The sequence below is a fragment of the Cuspidothrix issatschenkoi CHARLIE-1 genome (assembly GCF_002934005.1).
Classification (GTDB): domain Bacteria; phylum Cyanobacteriota; class Cyanobacteriia; order Cyanobacteriales; family Nostocaceae; genus Cuspidothrix; species Cuspidothrix issatschenkoi.
The window spans coordinates 1-20,541 of record NZ_PGEM01000031.1 but is presented as its reverse complement, the minus strand read 5'-3'; the positions used below and the strand labels follow the sequence as shown (position 1 = coordinate 20,541).

The window sequence follows — 20,541 nt, the reverse complement described above, 5'->3', positions numbered from 1 at the left end:
AATTAACCAAATAACTCATCTAAACCACCATCATCATTATCAATAACATCATCATCTCCCCAATCGGGAGCATCATCAACTTCAGGTATCTCACCAGATGGATCACTTAAAATTTCTCTTAATAACAGATTATCAAATGTAATCTTATTCTGAGAGATAAAGTCAAAAATCTGTTCTTCTGTTAGTTTATAATTTTGTCGCTTTTGATAAATAGCTAATATGGCTACAAGTGGGCGAATTTGATCTTCTATTAAATCTACATTTTCTCCCCCTTTGTGTAAAATCAACTCATTCAGCAAACTATATGTTGCTGCTGTTTTTTTCATTTGTTTTATTTTGGAATGAGAACGCACTAAACAACCACGGGTTAAATCAAAAGTATGATAGTCATTTAACCGTTTCAAACACGCATTTAATGTAGATTGAGAATCTTGGATAACTGCTACACCGATTTTTACTTCTTTACCATTTTCATTGCCAATAATTTTGAAGTTGATAAAATTTTTATTGTGTGCTTTGGGCTTGATATCATTTGTAATTTCTTGAATCATAACCTCTTCCAAAATCTTTCCTTTTAAAGTATTAAAGCCAAAATATAGGGCTTCAGCGATAAGAGAACTATCCTCTACATATTCTTCAAACTTTACGTCACTTTCTCTTGTAAAGGCTAATTCAAACCTTTCAAATGGATCAGCAGGAAGTTTCTCTTCTTCAACCTTAAAGTTATTTGCACACCACCGCAAAGCTTCTCTAACAGTTGGTTTATTTTTACCGTATTCTCTCAGATGACTTTCTTCAAATGGGTAAAGTATATGTGGAGGAATTAAATTTTTTGAACTATAATATTCTCGTAACCACACCGTTGCTAACTGTACCATGTAATCAGCACTAACAGGTTTTAAATCTATTGGTTTTCGTTGTGTAAATTTGGAAATTCTATCAGGCGTACCACCTTGAATGGAGTTTACTTTATCTCTCCATGTTTCCGGTAACATAACTGTCAGAATAACCACGCCTTGACTAAGGTCTGAATTTTCCAAAGTATCATGGAGAATTTTCACGAAATTAGCAATTACACTTTCTGTTGGTAACCCATCCTCAGTGGAGTTATTTTTAACATCTATTTCATCAAAACAAATAATAATCGAGTTGTAATAACCAACTAAATTCAAAATTTGTTGAATATTTTTGAGAGCCTCAGCTTCTCTATCTTGATTAGTTTTACTAGGATTGGGTAATCCCAATTCATCAGCATTTAATTGAGCTAATTCTTCACCAGATAGCCATTTAATTGCAAAAGGGGCTTGTGTTTCTGAAAGTGTCCATAGAATAGCTCGAATAATATAGGGATCTGCATCAGACTTATTTCTAATAATCTGTTTTTGCAGAGCATTCATTAAGTTTTTATTTTTAGCCAAACTACTTTTATAAGCGTGGTCAAATCTTTTGACTAACTCTGCTGGAGTAGGAGGATTTTCTCTACCTTCGTTGGCCATAGCTGCGGCAATCTCTTGCCATTGCATGACTTGTTGGCTACCAGTTTTACTGAGACTATCTGCTAAAGTTTGCTGGAATTGATACTTAACAAAATTTAAGTCTGTATAGTTATTACCACCGGCATAAACGAATAAAGCACCACCTACTTTTTCTAGTTCATGACGAATGCGACTCAAAAGATGGGTTTTACCAACTCCCTGCTGTGCAGTAATAGCAATTGAGGTCACTTTATCTTGACTAGACTTGCTTTTGCGAACAAATTCAATGGCTTTAAAAACTTGATTAGAAGCATGAGCATTTAATGTGGGTACGTCGGGGACTCCTTTTCCCCAAACATCCTGTTCTTTAACAATCCCAGCGTTAGTAAATGGATTGTGACTATTAATTGCGGCATTAACTACTTCTATGGGCGAAATAGGGGTATTTGTCATGGTGATTTCGTATGGTGCGAGGAACTAAAAACTGTGGGGATAATTTGATTAATTCAAGCGTTTAGCGTAAGAACGTAGTTGTGTACCAGGTATAGAAATTGAATCTTCGCGTTTATCAGAAGTAAAGTCTGGTATTTCTCCGGCAATTAGTTGCAAAATGTCATCAGCTTGCATTTCTACTAGCCATTTATTGAATTTTTCACGGCTAACTCGTTCACCTATTTCTCTTCTAATGCGATAAATAGGTACTAAATCATCTAGGCTGTGATCCTTATTCAACTTGTCATAAACATCCAACGCAACAGATTTAAACTCCTCATAAGAACCAATTACCCCACCACCAGATAGAACCGGCGCAGCAACTACGACATCAACCTGACGCAACAACCGCAACAAAGAATTTCCTACCCAAGCACCAAGATTACTATTAAACTCAAACTCATCACTACGCAAACACGCCTTTAACACATCTAAACCCGTTGGTGATGTGAGAGTATAACTAATTGCAGAACCCTTTTTAGTAACAGTAATAGCCCCCTGTGCTTCTAAATCCTCTAAAATACCCTGATACTCGGCCATCTTTTGACCCTTAGACACTATCCGCTTCGTCAATTTACCCCTAGCTACCTTCTGTTGACTTCCTCCCAAATCCCACAAGGCAAGCAGCAAGCGAGTTTTAGCGTAAATAGTCTGTAAATCCTGGATCTTTGGACTCATAATGATGTGTGATAAATAACTAAAATTATTATAATCATGATTGTAATTTTTATTTTATCAAAGCCAAATCTTGTTGATTTTCTACATATTCCTGATAAATTTCTCAAATTATCAACATAAGAAGCAATAGATAATTTACAGAACTTAAACATTTTATGGTGACAAAATCACAAAAAATAAATGTGTTATCCTAACCATTAAAAAAGTAGAGATGTTCTATGTAACGTCTCTACAAAAATTCTACACAGTTAAATATTGTGATGCGGGTATCTTACCCATTAAAATGAAGAAAATTCAATTTAGTATAAATGTCCCTTGCACCTTGGCGAAGTATTATTAGTCACGCCCTACACCGTAACCGTAGTCTGGTTTATTCCCGCTATGTACAACTAGCAACCGTGGGAGAAAATGGTTTACCTGCTAACCGCACAATTGTTTTTAGGGGTTTTCTAGAAAATACCAACCAGCTAAAATTTATTACCGATATTCGGAGTGAAAAAGCTGAACAAATATCAAAACAACCAGCAGCAGAAATTTGTTGGTATTTCCCCAAAACTAGAGAACAATTCCGTATTGCTGGAGAATTAACTTTAGTTACTGCTAATTCTCATCCACATTTACAACCAGCGAGAATTAAAATGTGGCAAGAATTAAGTGATGCAGCAAGATTACAATTTGCCTGGCCTCATCCTGGACAACCCAGAAATACAACACCAGAAGCTTTTACACCACTAGCACCAGACACTATTCAACCATTAACAACGTTTTGTTTATTATTACTAGAACCAGTCAAATTAGATCATTTAGAATTGCGAGGTGAACCACAAAATAGAAGGGTTTACTACCGCAATGAAAACCAAGAATGGTTAACTCAAGCAATAAACCCTTAGAAGGTGTTTAAAAATCTTTACCCCTCCCTAATCGTCTTCTTATTAAGACTTATTTAGCCCCTAAATCCCCCGAAATCGGAGCATTTAAGGGGCTAAATGTTTGCCTTGCCTATATTCCCGCACCATCAAAAAATTCCTGAATCTGTTTATCTCGAAGATTACAGAAATTATGTTCTTTTGGTAATTCATTTTCTTCAATGAATTTCCCAACTAAAACTGGATTTTTTATCGGATTTTGTAGGGATTGAATTTGTTCTTCTAAGGCTTCAATGCGGTCAACTAAAGTGCGAATTATTTGGGCTTCTGAGTCTGGTAAATTGCTATGTTCTAGAGGTGCAACCCGGACTCCAGAACGGTAAATAATGCGACCAGGGACACCCACAACCGTACAACTAGATGGTACATCCCTCAACACCACTGAACCCGCACCAATGCGGACATTATCACCAATTTCAATATTTCCTAAAACTTTTGCACCCGCACCAACAACGACATTTTCGCCTAATGTGGGGTGACGTTTACCGCTTTCTTTACCTGTTCCTCCCAGGGTAACACCTTGATAAATCAGCGCGTAATTACCAATAATGGCTGTTTCCCCAATTACTACTCCCATTCCGTGGTCAATAAATACACCTTTACCAATGACAGCGCCTGGGTGAATTTCCACACCGGTTAAAAATCGAGCAATATGAGAAATCAACCGGGGGAAAAAGGGTATACCAAGACGACGTAACCCGTGGGCAAAGCGGTGGAAAACTAGCGCTTGCAAACCTGGATAGCAAAACAGAACCTCCAACCAATTACGGGCTGCGGGGTCACGTTCAAAGATGATGCGAAAATCAGCACGGAGTCTAGAGAACATTGAGATAGTACCCTTGATAGCACAACAAGCTACTTTCCCATTTTAACTTGACTTGGTAATTAGGGATCAAAACTGTTTCTTTCAAGTGTTACTTATTGCTGTACTGTTAATGTGTAATTGCGTTTTACATCTGGTTCAAATATACCTACCCAAATTTGGTATGTTCCCTTTTTCCATTTTTTATCGGTGATACTGGCATCTTTGCTTCTACCTGTATCATCACCACAACGCACTATTTCATTGTTAGGATCTTTGATCAGTAAAGTGGTATCACTGCCATCACTGTTAACTAAGATGGTCAATTGGTCGAAGTCTTTCTCTAAAACAAGAATATGATCAGGATTAGGATTAGCAAAACCTATACAGGCTTTTTTTTGCCAATCACGATTGCTAATAGCGGATAATGAATAACTTCCCCCTGTATAACCCGATACTGTTCCTTGCACTGTGGTAAAACCTGGTGATAAGGCCAGTGTGCCAAAATTCGCCGTTTCTGCTGATGCAGATGTATTGATCATCGGTATCATTAAAGTTAACAACCATGCCAATTGAGACTGAAGCCGGAAATGATGATATTGCATATTAGCCCCCCATAGGCAATAAAAGTAATCATATATACTAATTTTAATAGATAAATCTTCAGTTAGTGGTATCTATGTCACAAAAATATGTGACACAAATAACAGTTTTTTTGTTTGTATCATGATATGGGAGGGGGCAGGAGGTAAAACAAAGAATTAATGCAGTTGTAAGAATACTCCTCCTTTGAGTGTTCCTGGTTCGCTGCTATAACTGCTAACTGTAAGCGATCGCAAATTCTCAAAAAGTGGCTTACCTAACACTTCCACAAATTTAAGTACAGGTAATTGATGTTTAAGAATATCTTGACTATTTTCCCAGTCTAGATAAATATACCCTTGGTTGGGTTGGGGAATGGCAGCAACAGCATTTTTAAATTGAGTATTTTCTAGTAAAGATTTTTGCTTTTGACTCAAAACTGCTGTGAGTGTCTTTAAGTCAGAACTGAAAATTTCATAGTTATCTAAGGTTGTATGCACTGCTTTAATGGTGGTATCAACATTAATAGATTGATTATTTTCAGTTGTCGCTGTAAATTGTGACCAAGCAGATACTTTCTGTCCATCTAGAGTTAGGGAAATAATATTTAAATCATGGCTACTAGCAATCTGATCTAAATGTGCTATACCTGCTGCTAAATCTGGCGTTTTTTCGACTACAAATAACCAATGGGGAGATAGATCTGCATCAGGTAATAAAGCTAAAGCATATTCCCCAGTTAACCAACTGAAGATATCTTGACTAAAATTTAAACTCCAGCTTTTTTGAATATCTACCAAAGGTTGCGCTAAGCGAGAAATAGCATCTTGACTTGAACCATAAATAGTTGCTGTTGCTTGTGTCCAGAGTTTCGCTAAATCGCTATGATCTAAATTATTCAGGTTGGCACCAGCGATCGCCAAAGCTGCTGATTCTGGAATATACTGTAATGCAGTTACCGGTTTTGATAATGGCACAGATGCCGGCATAACTTCCCCAGGTGTTAAAAATGTACTTTCTGCCAGCAAGCCTTGGGAACTTAAAATTAAAGAGAGAATTTGACTATTATAGGTTGATTCTGCCAATTCTAATCCTTGCCACTGGCCAACTAGGGGCAAATTTAAGAAAGTTACAGCCAGGGAATTTTCAGAAATTTGTTGACTAGCTTTTTGATATTCCAGAGAACTAATCAAACTCAGATCCGGTGCTTGTAAATTATTAATTGCTTCTTTGATCACCTTGGGATGGTTAGCTAGCAAAACAAAATTATTGACAATTGCACCAGCTAAATTATTTTGGATTTTGGATTTTGGATTTTGGATTTTTTCAAACTGCGAATCTTCAAAGTTATCATAAATAACCTTGACACCCTGATATTTTTCAATCCCTAAATTAGCTCCTGCAAAAGCCCGTTCCGAAAACAACAACTCCAAAAACTCCCGGCTTTTTTCTAGTTCTGCCGTTTTTAGTGCCATTAAGTACCCTGTTTGTAGTCCGTTTGTTGGATCACGATCTATATCTATCGTGGCCACAGCTAAAGTAATTTCATCACTCAACCAGGGTTTAATATCATTTTGATAATCTATATTACTTTTGGCCAACAGACGGTTTTTAAGTTGGGAAAATTCCCCTTTCCGTTCTAGTGTTTGTAAAGTATCAGGGTTTACTAACAATGACACCATCGCCGGTGACAACTTAGAAACAAACATCCCCGCAGCAGGTTGGGAGTTACTCACCACAAAACTAACTGGACTTTTACCCAAAAAACTGGAAAATCTGGTTATGCTAATCAGTACCAACGCGATGATACCCGCTACTAACAAACCAAGTTTAATATTTTTTTTTGTTGAGATTTGACTGTTCACATTAGTAATATTATTTTATAGCTTTTCGGCAAACGTAAATAGTATAGGATTTTCTAGCAAAACTTTATGACAGATACATCATTTGGTCAACCATTTTCTCAAATTAGCGTCCAAGAACTCGCTCAATGTCTTGCTACTAATGAAGGCACGATTCAATTAATAGATGTGCGTGAACCCCAAGAAGTTGCCATATCACGGATAGATGGTTTTGTGAATCTTCCCCTCAGTAAATATGAGCAATGGTCTGATCAAGTTGCTATCCGCCTCAATCCTACCACGGAAACTCTAGTTCTGTGTCATCATGGTGTTCGATCTGCTCAAATGTGTCAATGGTTAGTTACCCAAGGCTTCACAAATGTTAAAAATATTACTGGAGGCATTTCCGCCTATTCTATCCTAGTTGATCCTTCAGTACCACAGTATTGAGGTAGGAGGGAACAGGGGACAGGGGACAGGGGACAGGGAATAAATCAAAAATGTTATTTTGTAGCTTAAATTACTGCTGATATTGACAAAACATGAGATAGTACGGAAAAGTAAAAAACTCATCATCAGGACTTACGCAAAAAGACACCGTACGTAAGTCCTAATCATTTTTGATTTGGTTTGATTTAGTTAACAGTTATGTAGTCATAAAAAATATACCTAATCACAGCTAAACCTAAATTTCGTGTTTGGTTAATACAAAACAAGTGTATAATTTGCTAACCTAGCATTAATAAATAATTAATTCTTTTTTACCTTTTTGTAGTAAAAACTACAAATTTTTTCAAATTTTGATTAAGATTTGCCTTCAGTAAAAAAATAACTTATGCAAGTCCATCTGACCAATCGCCAACAAAATATACTTGGGGCAACTATACGCCACTATATTGCTACAGCAGAACCTGTTGGTTCTAAGGCTTTAATTGATGGGTTTGATCTGGGAATTAGCTCGGCAACAATCCGCAGTGTGATGGGAGCTTTAGAAAAATCAGGGTTACTTTACCAACCACATACTTCTGCGGGTAGAATTCCTTCCGATTCTGGTTATCGTATTTATGTTGATCAACTAATTACACCATCAGAAACTTTAGGTAAAGAGGTAGAAACAGCATTACAACAGCGTCTGCATTGGGAAGACTGGAGTTTAGAAGCTTTATTACAAGGTGCGGCGCAAATTCTAGCCACATTAAGCGGCTGTATTACCTTAATTACTATGCCGCAAACTACGACAGCCAAGTTAAAACATTTGCAATTAGTGCAAGTGGAAGCTGGAAAAATGATGTTGATTGTGGTGACAGATAGTTATGAAACCCATTCTAAGGTCATGGATTTATTTACTCCCATCTGTGACACCCAATCTGAACCAGAAGTAATTGATCATCAATTACAGATAGTTTCTAACTTTTTGAATAGTCATTTACGGGGGCGCAGTTTATTAGAATTAGGCTATCTTAATTGGAGTGAGTTGGATCAAGAGTTTCACAGTTATGGCGAGTTCTTAAAAAGTTCTTTGGTAGAATTGACTCATCGCGCTCTTGCACCTATAGCTACACCAATCATGGTACGGGGGATCAAAGAGGTGTTAAGACAACCTGAATTTTCCCAGGTACAACAGGTACAGACAATTATGCAATTGTTGGAAGAAGAACAAGACCAACTTTGGCGTTTAATTTGTGAAGAGGCAGAAATAGAAGATTCAACTAAGTCTAAAGTAACGGTGCGAATTGGTACAGAAAATCCTCTTCAACCTATTCGGAGTTGTACTTTGATTTCCTCTACCTATCGTCGGGGTTCTGTGCCGGTGGGAAGTGTGGGGGTTCTGGGTCCAACTAGGTTAGACTATGAGAGTGCGATCGCTGTAGTAGCAGCAGCAGCAGATTATCTCTCAGAAGCATTTAGTTAAATTACCTCAATCATGACTAGAAAAATAATTTTTGGTTTACTATGGCTAGGATTTGTTTCCTACGCCTTTTTCTTTGCTCCTCCTGATAATTTTCCAGAAAGTTTAGAGTTAATTAAAAATCTCTCAACAGGCAATTGGCAAGGTATTAATCCTTTGATTATATCTTTATTTAATATCATGGGAATTTGGCCTTTTGTCTATAGTGCCGTAGTTTTTTTCGATGGCAGAAATCAAAAAATACCTGCTTGGCCATTTGCTAGTGCTGCTTTCGGTTTAGGTGCATTTGCACTTTTGCCATATTTGGCATTAAGAGAACCCAATCAAACATTTATTGGTGAAAAAAATTCATTTCTGAAAATACTAGATTCCCGTATTTTAGGGATTCTATTAACTATAAGTACAGCAGTTTTATTCATATACAGTTTACAAGGAGATTGGGCAGATTTTGTCCAACAGTGGCAAACTAGCAGATTTATTCATGTCATGAGTTTAGATTTTGTGATGTTGAGTCTATTATTTCCCACATTGTTAGGAGATGATATGACGCGACGGGGTTGGCAAAATAATCAATTATTTTGGCTATTTGCCATCATTCCTTTATTTGGCCCTTTAATATATTTATCTATTCGTCCATCGTTGAACACCGAAAATGAAATCGGCAAATAAACACAAAATGTGTTCTGGGGTTTAGCTTCATAAAGTGCTTTATCTGCTACGACAATAATACTTTCTGACGCATCTTCAAGGGTTTTCGGCATTTTCTTTATAAATAAAAAAAGAGGTCATTAATGACCTCTTGCAAAATCGAAATACAATAATATCTGATTTATAAAAATTACAGCAAACCGGTATTAGTACCTTGCTTACCAGTTGCTAATTCAACCTTAACAATTTTGCCACCCATTTTCATGATGCGTTGTTGTTCGCGGAACCAATTTTCAAAAGGAACTAACTTAGTAAAGTAAGTATTTTGTAATTCGCGTTGGGTGCGAGTACGACTTAGACTAGGAACACAAGCAGTTACTTTAAATAAACGAGCCATTTTGTTTCAAATCTCCTGATATTGTTTGGTAAACTTTTTTATCTGAAATATCTTGAGTGAAAATCTTTAATTATTTTTTCCAAGGCTGGTAATCAACCATCAACACCAGACTGATAACGCTTACAACCAATTAGCAAGAGAAACTTCTAGTAATGATGATTGATCTCCAGACCTTCATAAAGCCGCACCTATATGACTAAGTGCAAAGCTAACTCCTAGCTCAAGCCAGAGGAGATATAGTCGAAGTAAACGCCCATTTCTTTACCAGCGTCAGGACCAACCAAGCTTGCAGTTACTTCTTTCATAGCTTGGATAGCTTGAACGGTAGCACCCACGGGAACGCCCAAGGAGTTGTAGGTTTCTTTCAAACCGTTAAGTACACGCTCGTCGAGGATGGAAGGATCTCCAGCCAACATAGCGTAGGTGGAATAACGCAAGTAGTAATCCAAGTCACGGATACAAGCTGCGTAACGGCGGGTGGTGTACATATTACCACCGGGACGGGTGATATCAGAGTACAATAAGGATTTAGCTACAGCTTCTTTAACGATAGCAGCAGCGTTAGCGCTAATTGTGGTAGCTGCACGGACGCGCAGTTCACCGGTAGCGAAGTAACCTTTGAGCTTTTCTAAAGCGGCGGTATCAAGGTATTTACCTTGAACGTCTGAAGAATTGATAACGGAGGTAATTGCGTCTTGCATTGTTGTTATTTCCTTATTTCCAACTTGATTACAACAGGTTTGAGTTCAGCAGTTTATTAGCTGCAACTTAGCCCATTGCACCAACAACGTAGTCGAAGTAAGCACCAGCTTCAGCAGCGTCTTCAGCAGACAACAGGGTAGAAGCAACGCTCTTCATAGCAGCAACGCCACCAGCAACAGCTTCAATGGGAGTACCCAAAGACTTGTACATTTCGCGTACACCAACGATACCGATTTCTTCGATGGGGGTAACATCGCCAGAAACGATTCCGTAGGTTACAAGACGCAAGTAGTAGTCAAGGTCACGAAGGCAGGTAGCTGTCATTTCTTGACCGTAAGCGTTACCACCGGGAGAAACAACGTCAGGACGTTTTTGGAACAGTTGGTCGCCAGCTTGCTTAACGATGCGCTCGCGGTTTTCGGTCAATACTTGAGCGATGCGGAGACGTGCAGCACCACCAGCAACAAAACCTTTGATTCTATCTAATTCACCGGGGCTGAGGTAGCGAGCTTCTGCATCAGCATTCACGATGGCTTTCGTGACGATACTCATTAATGGATTCCTCCAAAACTAATGAAACCAGAATTTGATTAAACTGGTACAAATTTACTAGGTTGATATTTAGTTCACATCTGGCTTAACATTCTTAGCCAAATTTACTGGATTTGGTGTAAACCAGGTGAAGAACTCAATTACCTTCCGCAAATTATTTTCCAGTATTATGTTGAGCATTTATTACTGCTCTTAATATTTTGTAACAATTATTTTCAGATTTGCTCATTTTGAGGGAACAGGGAACAGGTAACAGGGAACAGGTAACAGGGAACAGGGAACAGGGAACAGGGAACAGGGAACAGGTAACAGGTAACAGGTAACAGGGAACAGGGAACAGGGAACAGGGAACAGAGAATAGTAAAAAGCCTGTAAAATCAAGGTTAAACAGTCTTTTTGGCACCATGAGGGAGAAGAAAGGAAGAATTAATTATCTTTTGCCTCTTGCCTTTTGCCTTCTTTCTGTTACCTGTCACCTGTCACCGTGGCGTAGCACCTATCTATTGGGAAGACCACCTGTTAACACAGAAGGAGACAAGCTAGACCAAGATTGTTTCACTAAGTCAGCTTCAGCCTGAACACTACCCAAGTAGTTACCTGCTGGTAAAGATGGATAACGGTTGTAAGGTACAACATCTTCACCAAAGTAACGAGCGTATTCTGTGCTGTTCACCATTGTCTCCACAGCAGCCCTTAAACCTCTATCAGCCAATAACTTGTTATATTGACGAATTTCCCCTTGGGTAGCGGGTGCGCGTCCCAAGATGTGACGGAATAGGAACTCAATCACCTTGGTGTTGGGATAGGGAGTATAGAACCGCTTGCGGTAGATTTCTGAACTAGCTAATTCGAGAACAAACTCACGCACGGTAATTTCACCATTACGCAGTTTGCTATCTAGGTCGGAACGACGGAAATAACCAGGAACTTGACCGCTAAATACGTCCATTATTTGACAGTAGATAGCATTAATAACCTGATTGGTTTCTGGGGAATTTGTACCAGTAGTAGCGCGGTAAATTCGGGCTGGTTTCCGGCGGCTTGTACCAACACCAACTTCTACAGACTGACCATTATCATTGAAAGAACGACCTAATTCAATAAACAAGGGTTTTGTCTTGTCCATTTGTTTAGCTTTGGCAGCTAAATCAGCGATCGCCTTCCCTAACATTGGTGTATTCTCAGTCTTAATCCGAGGCTTCACAGTCTCAAAGCTAGGAACAACCAAATCATCATTTTGCTTAGTTAGCTGGTTGTAAAGCTTCTGGGTATTGGGGAAGTTAGCCGCAGGTAAGGTTGGGAAACGACGATAAGGAACAGTATCTTCACCAAAGGCTTGAGCATACTCAGCACTATTTACCATTGCGCCAATAAACGCCTTGATACCCTGAGTGGCTAAGATTTGGTTATACTTACGAATTTCTGCCTGGTCAATAGGTGCGCGTCCTAAGAAGTGCTTAGTACCCAACTCAATTACTTTAGTATTGGGATAAGGTGCATAGAACTCCTTAATATAGAGACTGGAATAACCCACAGCCTCAATAAATTCCTTCACAGAAATTTCACCATTACCTAATTGAGTTTCTAGAACAGTAAACTCATTTTTGAGGATGAAAGGCGCGATATCCCGTTCAAAAATCTGGCGATAAGCAGCACTAATTAAAGTGTGAACTGCAACCTTATCAACAGTGTTTGCAACTAATTTGAAGACCTTGGTTTGCTCACGTTGCTTAGTAACACCTTGGTTGATGCGGAACTCGACATCTGGCTGGGTTCGCATTTCCTTAACTTCACCCAATTCCACGAAGCGAGGTGTTTCTTGTTTTTGAACATTCGCCACATCTTCGCGAATAGTACCCACGCGCAATTGGCGTAAGGACACACCAGCAGGAGTTAGATAGCGTTCGTAAGGAACTGTATCTTCATTGAAAGCTTCGCTGTACTCAGTGCTGTCAATAATTGCATCTACAACAGCGTAGAAACCTTTCTTAGAAGCAATGTCAAAATACTTGTTGTTCTCTTGACGACCGTAGGTAGGACGACCTAACAAGCGACGGTGAATATATTCAATCGCTTTACAGACATAGAGAGAAGTCCAGTACATCTTGCGGAATAAATCGGACTTCGCCAACATCCGCACAAACTCACGAACGGTGATATCACCGTTTTCTAGCTTAATTTCGGCAACTTTTAGGCGTTGACCTTCGTAAACATCACGACCAAAAACTTGTAGGTAACAAGCCTTAATTACCGCTTGGGTAGAACTTTCGGAGAACTTAACACTTGCACCCTTGGCGGCTTTTTTACCAATAGTTCCAGGTAACTGGTCTAATTTAAAGACCTTAGCACCCAAAGTACCAGGAGCGACACTACGCGCACCGGGGTTGCTGAGTTGGTTATTAATACCAGGCCCTTGGTGAATTAAAATCCGGCGGGTATCCTTACTAAATGGTGCAGGACTGCTGCTGGGGTTGCGGGTTTCTTTGGGGAAAATCGCACCAAATTGAATTTCTAAGGGGTCATTACCAGAGCCGTAGGGATGTTGGTCAGGTAATGGTTGTTCGTAAGCAGCAAAGGTTGTAATAAATTGAGGAACTTTACGGAAAGGCGCACTGTATTTAAACAGGTCTTGCTGTTGTCCCCAGTTGCGACATTCTTGAGCTTCTTGACCCAGACCCCGAATGTAGGGAACTGTTTCTTCACCAAAGTAATCGCTGTATTCTTTTGAATCTACTAAAGCATCAACCAGCCCCGCTAAACCTTTAAGAGAAATAATTGCAAAATATTTTTGCACTTCCTCACGGCTACTTGGCCCCCGTCCTAAAATGTGACGGAAAGCCAATTCAATTACCCGACTGTTAATAAAAGGTTGGTAAAACTGTTTTTGGTAAAGAGGAGATTTAGCTAAACGGCGAATAAACTCCCGCATGGAGATTTCGCAATTTTTAACTTTAGATTCTAAGTCAGAAATAGACAAGCTATAAGCACGGGTAATATCGCGCTCGAATACTTGACGATAAGCTGCTTTGACGATTTCTGTCTTTTCGCTAGAAGACAACCCGGGCTTCATCACGTACTTAGGACGACGTTCTGCAGCAACAGCGTAAATTTGCGGCAGTTGTAAACCTTGTTGGTCGCCGGAAGGACGTTGACGGACTTTTGTAGATGGTGTGGGTGCTTGGAATTCTGTCAACAGCACATCCATGTACTGAGTCACAATTTCTGTAGCTGCGGCATCTTTACGGAAAAATGATAAAGAAGCAGCTTTAATTTCTTGTAAAGCAACGATGGTTGCTTCCCCAGAACAAGCATTTTCAATAATTTCCCGTAAACCCCTGGTATTTACAGAGATGATGTTGGGGTCGCCGGCGACAATGGCGTAGGTAGCATAGCGTAAGAACCAGGACAAATCCCGTAAGCTCTTGGCCATGTTGCTAGGCCCATAACGAGCGACGTTAATGGGTCTAAAGCCTGGAGGTGTGGGGCCACCAGCAGAAGTATTGAAGATGGAACGAAGGTTTTCAAAGAAACCACCACGACTTTCAACGTAGGTGATTGTTCCTAGTTTCATTCCTTCTTGGACACTACCACCAGCACCAACCATTGCCAGTTCTCGCTCTTGGGGCTTTTCCAAGAAGGCCATTGGTGAACCACCAACAAAAATCCGGTTAGCAGCACGAGAAACGATGATTTCAGAATTTTCTGTCAGAATCTGGGCAATTTCTAAACGCTTTGTACCAGAGGCAAAATAACTACCGAGTTCACTAAGTTCACCTCTTCCCAAAAAGCGGTCTTGTTGTTCCGCTTGGGAAATAGTGGCTACTGGTAAGGTTTGATATAGTTGCGGACGCGCAACTGAGCTTCCACCGCTTGCCTTAACACTCATTGGATTTTTAAAACTCCTATCATAATCGTTTATGTGTTAAGCCTGAGTTGTTTAAAGGCTTGACATTTTTGCGTATTTGTGAGTATTACGCCGGAAAAATCTAGCAAATTAACCCAGTTCACTTTTTAGATTAGAACGTTTTGTGTTTACGCTGTTGGTTTATTAAGAAGTATGACGAATCTGTAATGTAAAATTGATTTTCGAGAAGATACATACTTCGATTTTCCTGGGTAAACATAGATTTTACCCCACATTCCGCACCCTAATGATTGTTAAATTTAGTTATTAAGGCAGGAAACAACAGAGGGGAGAAAAATAAGAATGGTTGTATTTATACTCAGTTGGTTAATTACTACATTATTAAGTTGATATTTGTGATGTATTACGCTTTTTTGCTTTGTGTGAAATTTAAATATATTAAAACGCAAGGTAAGAAATCTATATTTTGGTGCGATCGCCGCAACAGCACAAGCGGTTGGTGGTGCAGCTATACAAGCGACGCAAGTTGTAGGACAAGCATTAGCAATTGTTGGTAATAATCCGACCTTACAAACTGCGATCAAATCATTAAATCAGGATTGCAACTTTGGTAGATACTGAAAAAAAGAGTGAAAAATATTTAGAGGTTGCTGTTTCTCAAACCAAGATTATGGATCAAATATTGGTTCATTTGGTTTTAGCAGGTAATTCTGATAAATCTTGGGAAGATATTTTACCGGAGTTAAAAGCAGCTAATCTGAGTCCTGCTTCTTTGGATGAAATTGCTGCTCATATTAAATCACCCCTATTTGATTTGTAAATATTCCAAGAGTCAGATCCCCGACTTCTTAAAGAAGTGGGGGATATTGTTGTTCATAAATAGGATTGCACCAGGGAACAGAGTTACAATTCTTGTAGTGGATATTGCCCACCCTGGGTAATTTTAGAAAAATAAAATATGATTTTCATATAAATTATCTCTTCAATGTTATAATTAACCAAGTTAGATGATTAATAAGTAAATCTCCCGAAAAATACTAGAGAACAAAACTATGACATCATCTCTTTATGACACCGATTACAATCAATGGACACAAGAAACTATCCAACAAATCCAAAACCGTGATTTTGAAAATATAGATTGGGATAGCTTAATCGAAGAACTAGAAATTATGGGGAAAAACGACAAACGCGCCCTAATTAGTCTTTTAACCCGTGTTCTAGAACATCTCCTCAAATTGTCTTACTGGGAATCTGAAAAACCGAGATCCGGTAATCACTGGGCTGCGGAAATTGTCAACTTTCGCGCTCAAATTCAAGGACGTTTGGAAGATAGTCCTAGTCTTAATTCTCAATTACAAACGTTCTATGAAAAAGCTCATCCCGTCGCTATTAAATCCGTTTCTAAGTTATGTTACCTTCCCCCAGATGCTCAGATTAGCCTTTTGCAAGCCCTAGATGAAAACTGGTTTCCCAATGACATCTCCAATTATCAAACATAACATCATTAAACAACAGACGCAGATACAATTGATATAATGAACGCTACACAAGAACAACTAAAACTCAAATTAACTCAGGCTTTAGTAGCTGCTTTTGGTACAGATTATACCAATACAGATCCAATTTTGGTTTCCGCCAGTAATCCTAAATTTGGTGATTATCAAGCTAATGTGGCTTTATCCTTGAGTAAAAAGTTAGGAAAGCAACCGAGAATCATCGCTACGGAAATAGTTAATAAACTAGATGTATCTGATATTTGTGAACCTCCAGAAATCGCTGGGCCTGGTTTTATTAACCTCAAATTACAAACATCTTACTTGGAAGCACAACTGAACGCAATTCAAGCAGATGATAGATTAGGAATACCCACAGCGACAAATCCCCAAAAGCAAATTGTTGATTTTTCTAGTCCGAATATTGCCAAAGAAATGCACGTTGGACATTTACGTTCGACTATTATTGGTGATTCCATTGCCCGGATTTTAGAATTTTGTGGCCATGATGTTTTGCGGTTAAATCATGTTGGAGATTGGGGTACACAATTTGGGATGTTAATTACCTATTTGCGGGAAGTTTATCCAGATGCACTTACTACCGCCAATGCTTTAAATATTGGCGATTTAGTGAGTTTTTATCGTCAAGCCAAAAAGCGATTTGATGAAGATGCAGTTTTTCAAGAAAATTCCCGTCAAGAAGTTGTGAGATTACAAGCGGGTGCGGAAGATACTCTTCATGCTTGGAAATTATTATGTGAACAATCTCGACAAGAATTTCAAATCATCTATGATTTATTAAATGTTGAATTAATAGAAAGAGGTGAATCTTTTTATAATCCCTTATTACCAAAAGTTGTAGAAGATTTAGCAACTACGGGATTATTAGAAGAAAATCAAGGCGCAAAATGTGTTTTCTTAGATGGTTTTACCAATAGAGAAGGTAATCCTTTACCCTTAATTGTGCAAAAATCAGATGGTGGTTATAACTACGCAACTACGGATTTAGCAGCTTTAGGTCATCGCATTCAAAAAGATGAAGCCAAGCGCATTGTTTATGTTACTGATGAAGGACAATCTAACCACTTTACCCAATTTTTTCAAGTAGCAAGAAAAGCAAATTGGATACCTGAAGATGTGGAATTAGTTCATGTTCCTTTTGGGTTAGTGTTAGGTGAAGACGGCAAAAAATTTAAAACTCGTTCTGGTGACACTGTGCGGTTACGAGATTTGTTAGATGAAGCTATTAACCGCGCCCGTGCAGATATAGAAAAGAGATTACAAGAAGATGGCAGAGTAGAAACAGAAGAATTTATTCAAAATGTCGCGGAAGTAGTGGGGATTAGTGCGGTTAAATATGCTGATTTAAGTCAAAATCGCACCAGTAGTTATGTCTTTAGTTATGACAAAATGTTATCTCTCAAAGGCAATACAGCCCCTTATCTTCTCTATGCTTATGTGAGGATTCAAGGTATTAGTCGTCAAGGTAATATTGACTTTACCAACTTGGGAATAAATCGCCAAATCTTACTAAAAGAGGATGCAGAATTAACTTTAGCTAAACATCTTCTGCAACTTGATGAGGTAATTAAGGAAGTAGAACAGGATTTATTACCAAATCGTTTGTGTGATTATTTGTATCAACTCAGTGATAAGTTTAACAAGTTCTATGAAAATTGCCCGGTTCTCAAATCTGAAGAACCTGCTAGAACTTCACGGTTAATGTTATGTGATTTAACTGCAAAAACTCTCAAGTTGGGATTATCTTTATTGGGAATTAAGGTTTTAGAAAGGATGTAAATAGAAGTAGTAGGGGTTTAGATCCCCGACTTCTTTTATTAATTGTGTCCATAACTGATAAATTGATCACAGAAGTCGGGGATCTTTTTATCTCACCTGAATTCTTACAATTAGTATTAATAAATATCATCGGTTAAAAATGATCATTTGATTACCAATAACGGGACTACGGGCAATTAGTTTATCTTGAGAATCTACAACTTCTAAATGAGTAAAATTCAATTCTTGAGAACGTTGTAATATATCGGCTGCAAGTTTATCTTGCTGGTATTTTTCCAGGTTATACCAAATATCCTTAATTTTAATTTTTAAATCACTAGTGCGGAAATTAGCTTCAATGGGTTTTATCAATTGAGAAATCATGTTTTGCTTATCTTTACTCTTCACCGCAATACTAATTTCTGCAAACTGATTTTCAATTGCTGCTAATAAAGATTCTTCTGGTGTTAATTCAACCACTGGAGTAGGTTCGGGTTCAGCCACTGGAGTAGGAGTAGGTTCGGGTTCAACCACTGGAGTGGGAATAGGTTCGGGTTCAACCACTGGAGTGGGAGTAGGTTCGGGTTCAACCACTGGAGTGGGAGTAGGTTCGGGTTCAACCACTGGACTTGGTGTGGTAACTTCCTTAACTGGGGGAACAGTTGCAATTTCCACAGATTTAGGAATAAATGTAAATGTGGTTATCCCTATTGTCACCACAAACAAGACTGCAAAAATCCCTGTCAAAACCGTATCTGACAGATTATTAGATATACTTGATGGCAAGAATAAGCGAAATGTCCTTAAAAACCTATCCCAACTAGAGAAAAAACCGTTTTTTTCCTGACTATCAGCCGGTGTTTCTGTTTCCAGTTTGACGACTGTAGTTTCTAAAATACCAATTGTTCCCCGCAAAATTTGGATAATTGCTGTTTTCCAAATGGGTTGATTTTTCTGGTAAGGTGTGGGGGAAGATTGACTGGTTGCTTCATTTCTTGGTTGTCTGCGTTTGTTTCCTGACATGGAACTTTTACAAAATTAGGAAAAACCTAGATGTGTAGGGGTAATTCATGAATTACCCCTACAAAAGAATAAGGGTTTCAGGTACGTCTTAACTGAACGGTATTGCTATATAATTCTCTATTGTGCTATTAAGTGAAATATGAAAATGAAACGCCGTCAATTTTTGTTTTTAGGTGGAATTAGTACCATAGGGTCTGGACTACTAGGGTGGAAATTATCAGCAAACAATTCTCTCATAGAAACAGCTACAGCAGTCAGTCCAGTTGGAAAAAATTTATTACTGCGTTTTGTCTCCGTTGCAGATACAGGAACTGGTACAAAAGGACAGTATGCTGTAGCTAATGCCATGAATTTTTATCATGAAAAAAATCCTTATAATTTAGTGGTTTTAGCTGGTGATAATATCTATAACAATGGGGAAATTGAGAAAATTAATGCCGTTTTTGAACGTCCCTATCAAGCTTTACTTAAAAAAGGTGTGAAGTTTCATGCTTGTTTAGGAAATCATGATATTCGCACGGATAATGGTGTTCCTCAAGTTAAATATGCTGGTTTTAATATGCAGGGACGTTATTACACGTTTAGTAAAAATAAAATCCAGTTTTTTGCTTTAGATACTAATGGTAATGCAGATTGGAAAAACCAATTAATGTGGTTAGAGAAACAATTAAGTATCAGTAAAGCACTTTGGAAAGTTGTCTTTGGTCATCATCCTATTTATTCATCCGGTCAATATGGAAGTAATGCCAAGTTTATTAAAATCTTTACTCCCCTATTTAAAAAATACAATGTACAACTTTACATCAATGGCCATGAACATAATTATGAACGCACTCGCTCTATTGATGGAACTACCTATTTAATCTGCGGTGCAGGTGCGGGAAATCGTCCTGTTGGTCGTTCTCTATGGACAGAATATTCAACCAGTGATTTAAGTTTTGCTGGCTATGATGTTTACCCAGATAAAATAGAAGTGAGTGGTATTAATACTAATAATCGAGTTTTTGATCGGGGTATAATTAAATTAAATAGTGTTTGATTCCAGGAGTCACCGAGTCAGGAGTCAGGAGTCAGGAATCAGAATGAATGGTCTGTTCCCTGTTTCCTGTTCCTTATTCCCTGCGATTTAGTATTGGTTGAGGTTAATACCTGCTTCTTTGGCCATTGCTTCTAAACCTTTATGTTGTAAGGTTTTGATGGCTTTGGTGGAGAGTTTTAGTCTAACCCAACGTTTGCCACCTTCCCACCATACACGCTTATTTTGGAGATTAACGTGCTGGAGGCGATTGGTGTGACGGTTGGAGTGGGAGACGGAACAAGCGTTATTGGCTTTTTTGCCAGTTAGTTCACAACGACGGGACATAATAAATATCT

General features: G+C 38.5%; 19 protein-coding genes. 8 read left to right on the top strand and 11 right to left on the bottom strand.

All coding sequences use genetic code 11. The features are described from left to right. Positions 1 to 2: 2 nt before the first annotated feature. Together CUN59_RS05460 and CUN59_RS05455 are read right to left on the bottom strand one after the other, a co-directional pair. On the bottom strand, positions 3 to 1,928 hold the full coding sequence (locus tag CUN59_RS05460) for a P-loop NTPase fold protein (RefSeq protein ID WP_104386881.1): 1,926 nt from the start codon (positions 1,926 to 1,928) through the stop codon (positions 3 to 5). Positions 1,929 to 1,976: 48 nt separating this feature from the next. Beyond that, positions 1,977 to 2,645: a hypothetical protein gene (locus CUN59_RS05455; protein WP_104386880.1), complete on the bottom strand. Its 669-nt coding sequence runs from the start codon at positions 2,643 to 2,645 to the stop codon at positions 1,977 to 1,979. A gap of 308 nt (positions 2,646 to 2,953) precedes the next feature. Between CUN59_RS05455 and CUN59_RS05450 the strand changes: the two genes are divergently transcribed. Next, complete coding sequence (locus CUN59_RS05450; RefSeq protein WP_104386879.1) at positions 2,954 to 3,535, top strand: Npun_F5749 family FMN-dependent PPOX-type flavoprotein; 582 nt, start codon at positions 2,954 to 2,956, stop codon at positions 3,533 to 3,535. A 109-nt stretch (positions 3,536 to 3,644) separates the two neighbouring features. Here CUN59_RS05450 and cysE read toward each other — a convergent pair whose 3' ends face one another. From cysE to CUN59_RS05435, 3 genes are all read right to left on the bottom strand, one after another. Further along, positions 3,645 to 4,397 (bottom strand): serine O-acetyltransferase, encoded by a 753-nt coding sequence (gene cysE, locus CUN59_RS05445; protein ID WP_104386878.1) that lies wholly within the window; start codon positions 4,395 to 4,397, stop codon positions 3,645 to 3,647. Positions 4,398 to 4,489: 92 nt separating this feature from the next. Beyond that, positions 4,490 to 4,978, bottom strand: coding sequence for a hypothetical protein (locus CUN59_RS05440; protein WP_104386877.1), 489 nt, complete (start codon positions 4,976 to 4,978; stop codon positions 4,490 to 4,492). A gap of 156 nt (positions 4,979 to 5,134) precedes the next feature. Then, positions 5,135 to 6,820, bottom strand: coding sequence for a DUF3352 domain-containing protein (locus tag CUN59_RS05435; RefSeq protein ID WP_243406879.1), 1,686 nt, complete (start codon positions 6,818 to 6,820; stop codon positions 5,135 to 5,137). A 66-nt stretch (positions 6,821 to 6,886) separates the two neighbouring features. Here CUN59_RS05435 and CUN59_RS05430 point away from each other — a divergent pair, with 66 nt between their 5' ends. The 3 genes from CUN59_RS05430 to CUN59_RS05420 all read left to right on the top strand — a co-directional run bounded on the left by CUN59_RS05430 (position 6,887) and on the right by CUN59_RS05420 (position 9,374). Beyond that, positions 6,887 to 7,246, top strand: a complete 360-nt coding sequence (locus CUN59_RS05430; RefSeq protein ID WP_104386876.1) for a rhodanese-like domain-containing protein — start codon at positions 6,887 to 6,889, stop codon at positions 7,244 to 7,246. Positions 7,247 to 7,631: 385 nt separating this feature from the next. Then, positions 7,632 to 8,708 carry a heat-inducible transcriptional repressor HrcA gene (gene hrcA, locus CUN59_RS05425; RefSeq protein WP_104386875.1) on the top strand — a complete coding sequence of 359 codons (1,077 nt, stop codon included), beginning with the start codon at positions 7,632 to 7,634 and terminating at the stop codon, positions 8,706 to 8,708. A gap of 12 nt (positions 8,709 to 8,720) precedes the next feature. After that, positions 8,721 to 9,374 (top strand): DUF2834 domain-containing protein, encoded by a 654-nt coding sequence (locus CUN59_RS05420; RefSeq protein ID WP_104386874.1) that lies wholly within the window; start codon positions 8,721 to 8,723, stop codon positions 9,372 to 9,374. A 169-nt stretch (positions 9,375 to 9,543) separates the two neighbouring features. Here the strand turns inward: CUN59_RS05420 and CUN59_RS05415 are convergent, their stop codons facing one another. From CUN59_RS05415 to CUN59_RS05400, 4 genes are all read right to left on the bottom strand, one after another. Further along, complete coding sequence (locus CUN59_RS05415) at positions 9,544 to 9,750, bottom strand: phycobilisome linker polypeptide (protein WP_104386873.1); 207 nt, start codon at positions 9,748 to 9,750, stop codon at positions 9,544 to 9,546. A 215-nt stretch (positions 9,751 to 9,965) separates the two neighbouring features. After that, positions 9,966 to 10,451, bottom strand: coding sequence for an allophycocyanin subunit beta (apcB, locus tag CUN59_RS05410; protein ID WP_015213876.1), 486 nt, complete (start codon positions 10,449 to 10,451; stop codon positions 9,966 to 9,968). A gap of 67 nt (positions 10,452 to 10,518) precedes the next feature. After that, complete coding sequence (apcA, locus tag CUN59_RS05405) at positions 10,519 to 11,004, bottom strand: allophycocyanin subunit alpha (RefSeq protein WP_104386872.1); 486 nt, start codon at positions 11,002 to 11,004, stop codon at positions 10,519 to 10,521. A gap of 496 nt (positions 11,005 to 11,500) precedes the next feature. Beyond that, the gene (locus tag CUN59_RS05400) at positions 11,501 to 14,890 is read right to left on the bottom strand and encodes a phycobilisome rod-core linker polypeptide (RefSeq protein WP_104386871.1); all 3,390 of its coding nucleotides are present in this window, start codon (positions 14,888 to 14,890) and stop codon (positions 11,501 to 11,503) included. Positions 14,891 to 15,476: 586 nt separating this feature from the next. On the opposite strand from CUN59_RS05400, the gene CUN59_RS05395 reads away from it, so the two are divergent. From CUN59_RS05395 to argS, 3 genes are all read left to right on the top strand, one after another. Beyond that, the gene (locus CUN59_RS05395; RefSeq protein ID WP_243406878.1) at positions 15,477 to 15,689 is read left to right on the top strand and encodes a hypothetical protein; all 213 of its coding nucleotides are present in this window, start codon (positions 15,477 to 15,479) and stop codon (positions 15,687 to 15,689) included. Between the two features lie 232 nt (positions 15,690 to 15,921). Further along, positions 15,922 to 16,371: a DUF29 domain-containing protein gene (locus tag CUN59_RS05390; protein ID WP_104386870.1), complete on the top strand. Its 450-nt coding sequence runs from the start codon at positions 15,922 to 15,924 to the stop codon at positions 16,369 to 16,371. A gap of 36 nt (positions 16,372 to 16,407) precedes the next feature. Further along, a complete protein-coding gene (gene argS / locus CUN59_RS05385) occupies positions 16,408 to 18,165 on the top strand; it encodes an arginine--tRNA ligase (protein ID WP_104386869.1) in 1,758 nt (585 codons plus the stop codon). 126 nt (positions 18,166 to 18,291) lie between these two features. On the opposite strand, the gene CUN59_RS05380 is transcribed toward argS, so the two are convergent. Then, positions 18,292 to 19,167, bottom strand: coding sequence for a hypothetical protein (locus CUN59_RS05380; RefSeq protein ID WP_104386868.1), 876 nt, complete (start codon positions 19,165 to 19,167; stop codon positions 18,292 to 18,294). A gap of 139 nt (positions 19,168 to 19,306) precedes the next feature. Between CUN59_RS05380 and CUN59_RS05375 the strand changes: the two genes are divergently transcribed. After that, positions 19,307 to 20,206 carry a metallophosphoesterase gene (locus tag CUN59_RS05375; RefSeq protein ID WP_104386867.1) on the top strand — a complete coding sequence of 300 codons (900 nt, stop codon included), beginning with the start codon at positions 19,307 to 19,309 and terminating at the stop codon, positions 20,204 to 20,206. An 87-nt stretch (positions 20,207 to 20,293) separates the two neighbouring features. Here the strand turns inward: CUN59_RS05375 and rpmB are convergent, their stop codons facing one another. Further along, a complete protein-coding gene (gene rpmB, locus CUN59_RS05370; protein WP_104386892.1) occupies positions 20,294 to 20,530 on the bottom strand; it encodes a 50S ribosomal protein L28 in 237 nt (78 codons plus the stop codon). Positions 20,531 to 20,541: the final 11 nt, after the last annotated feature.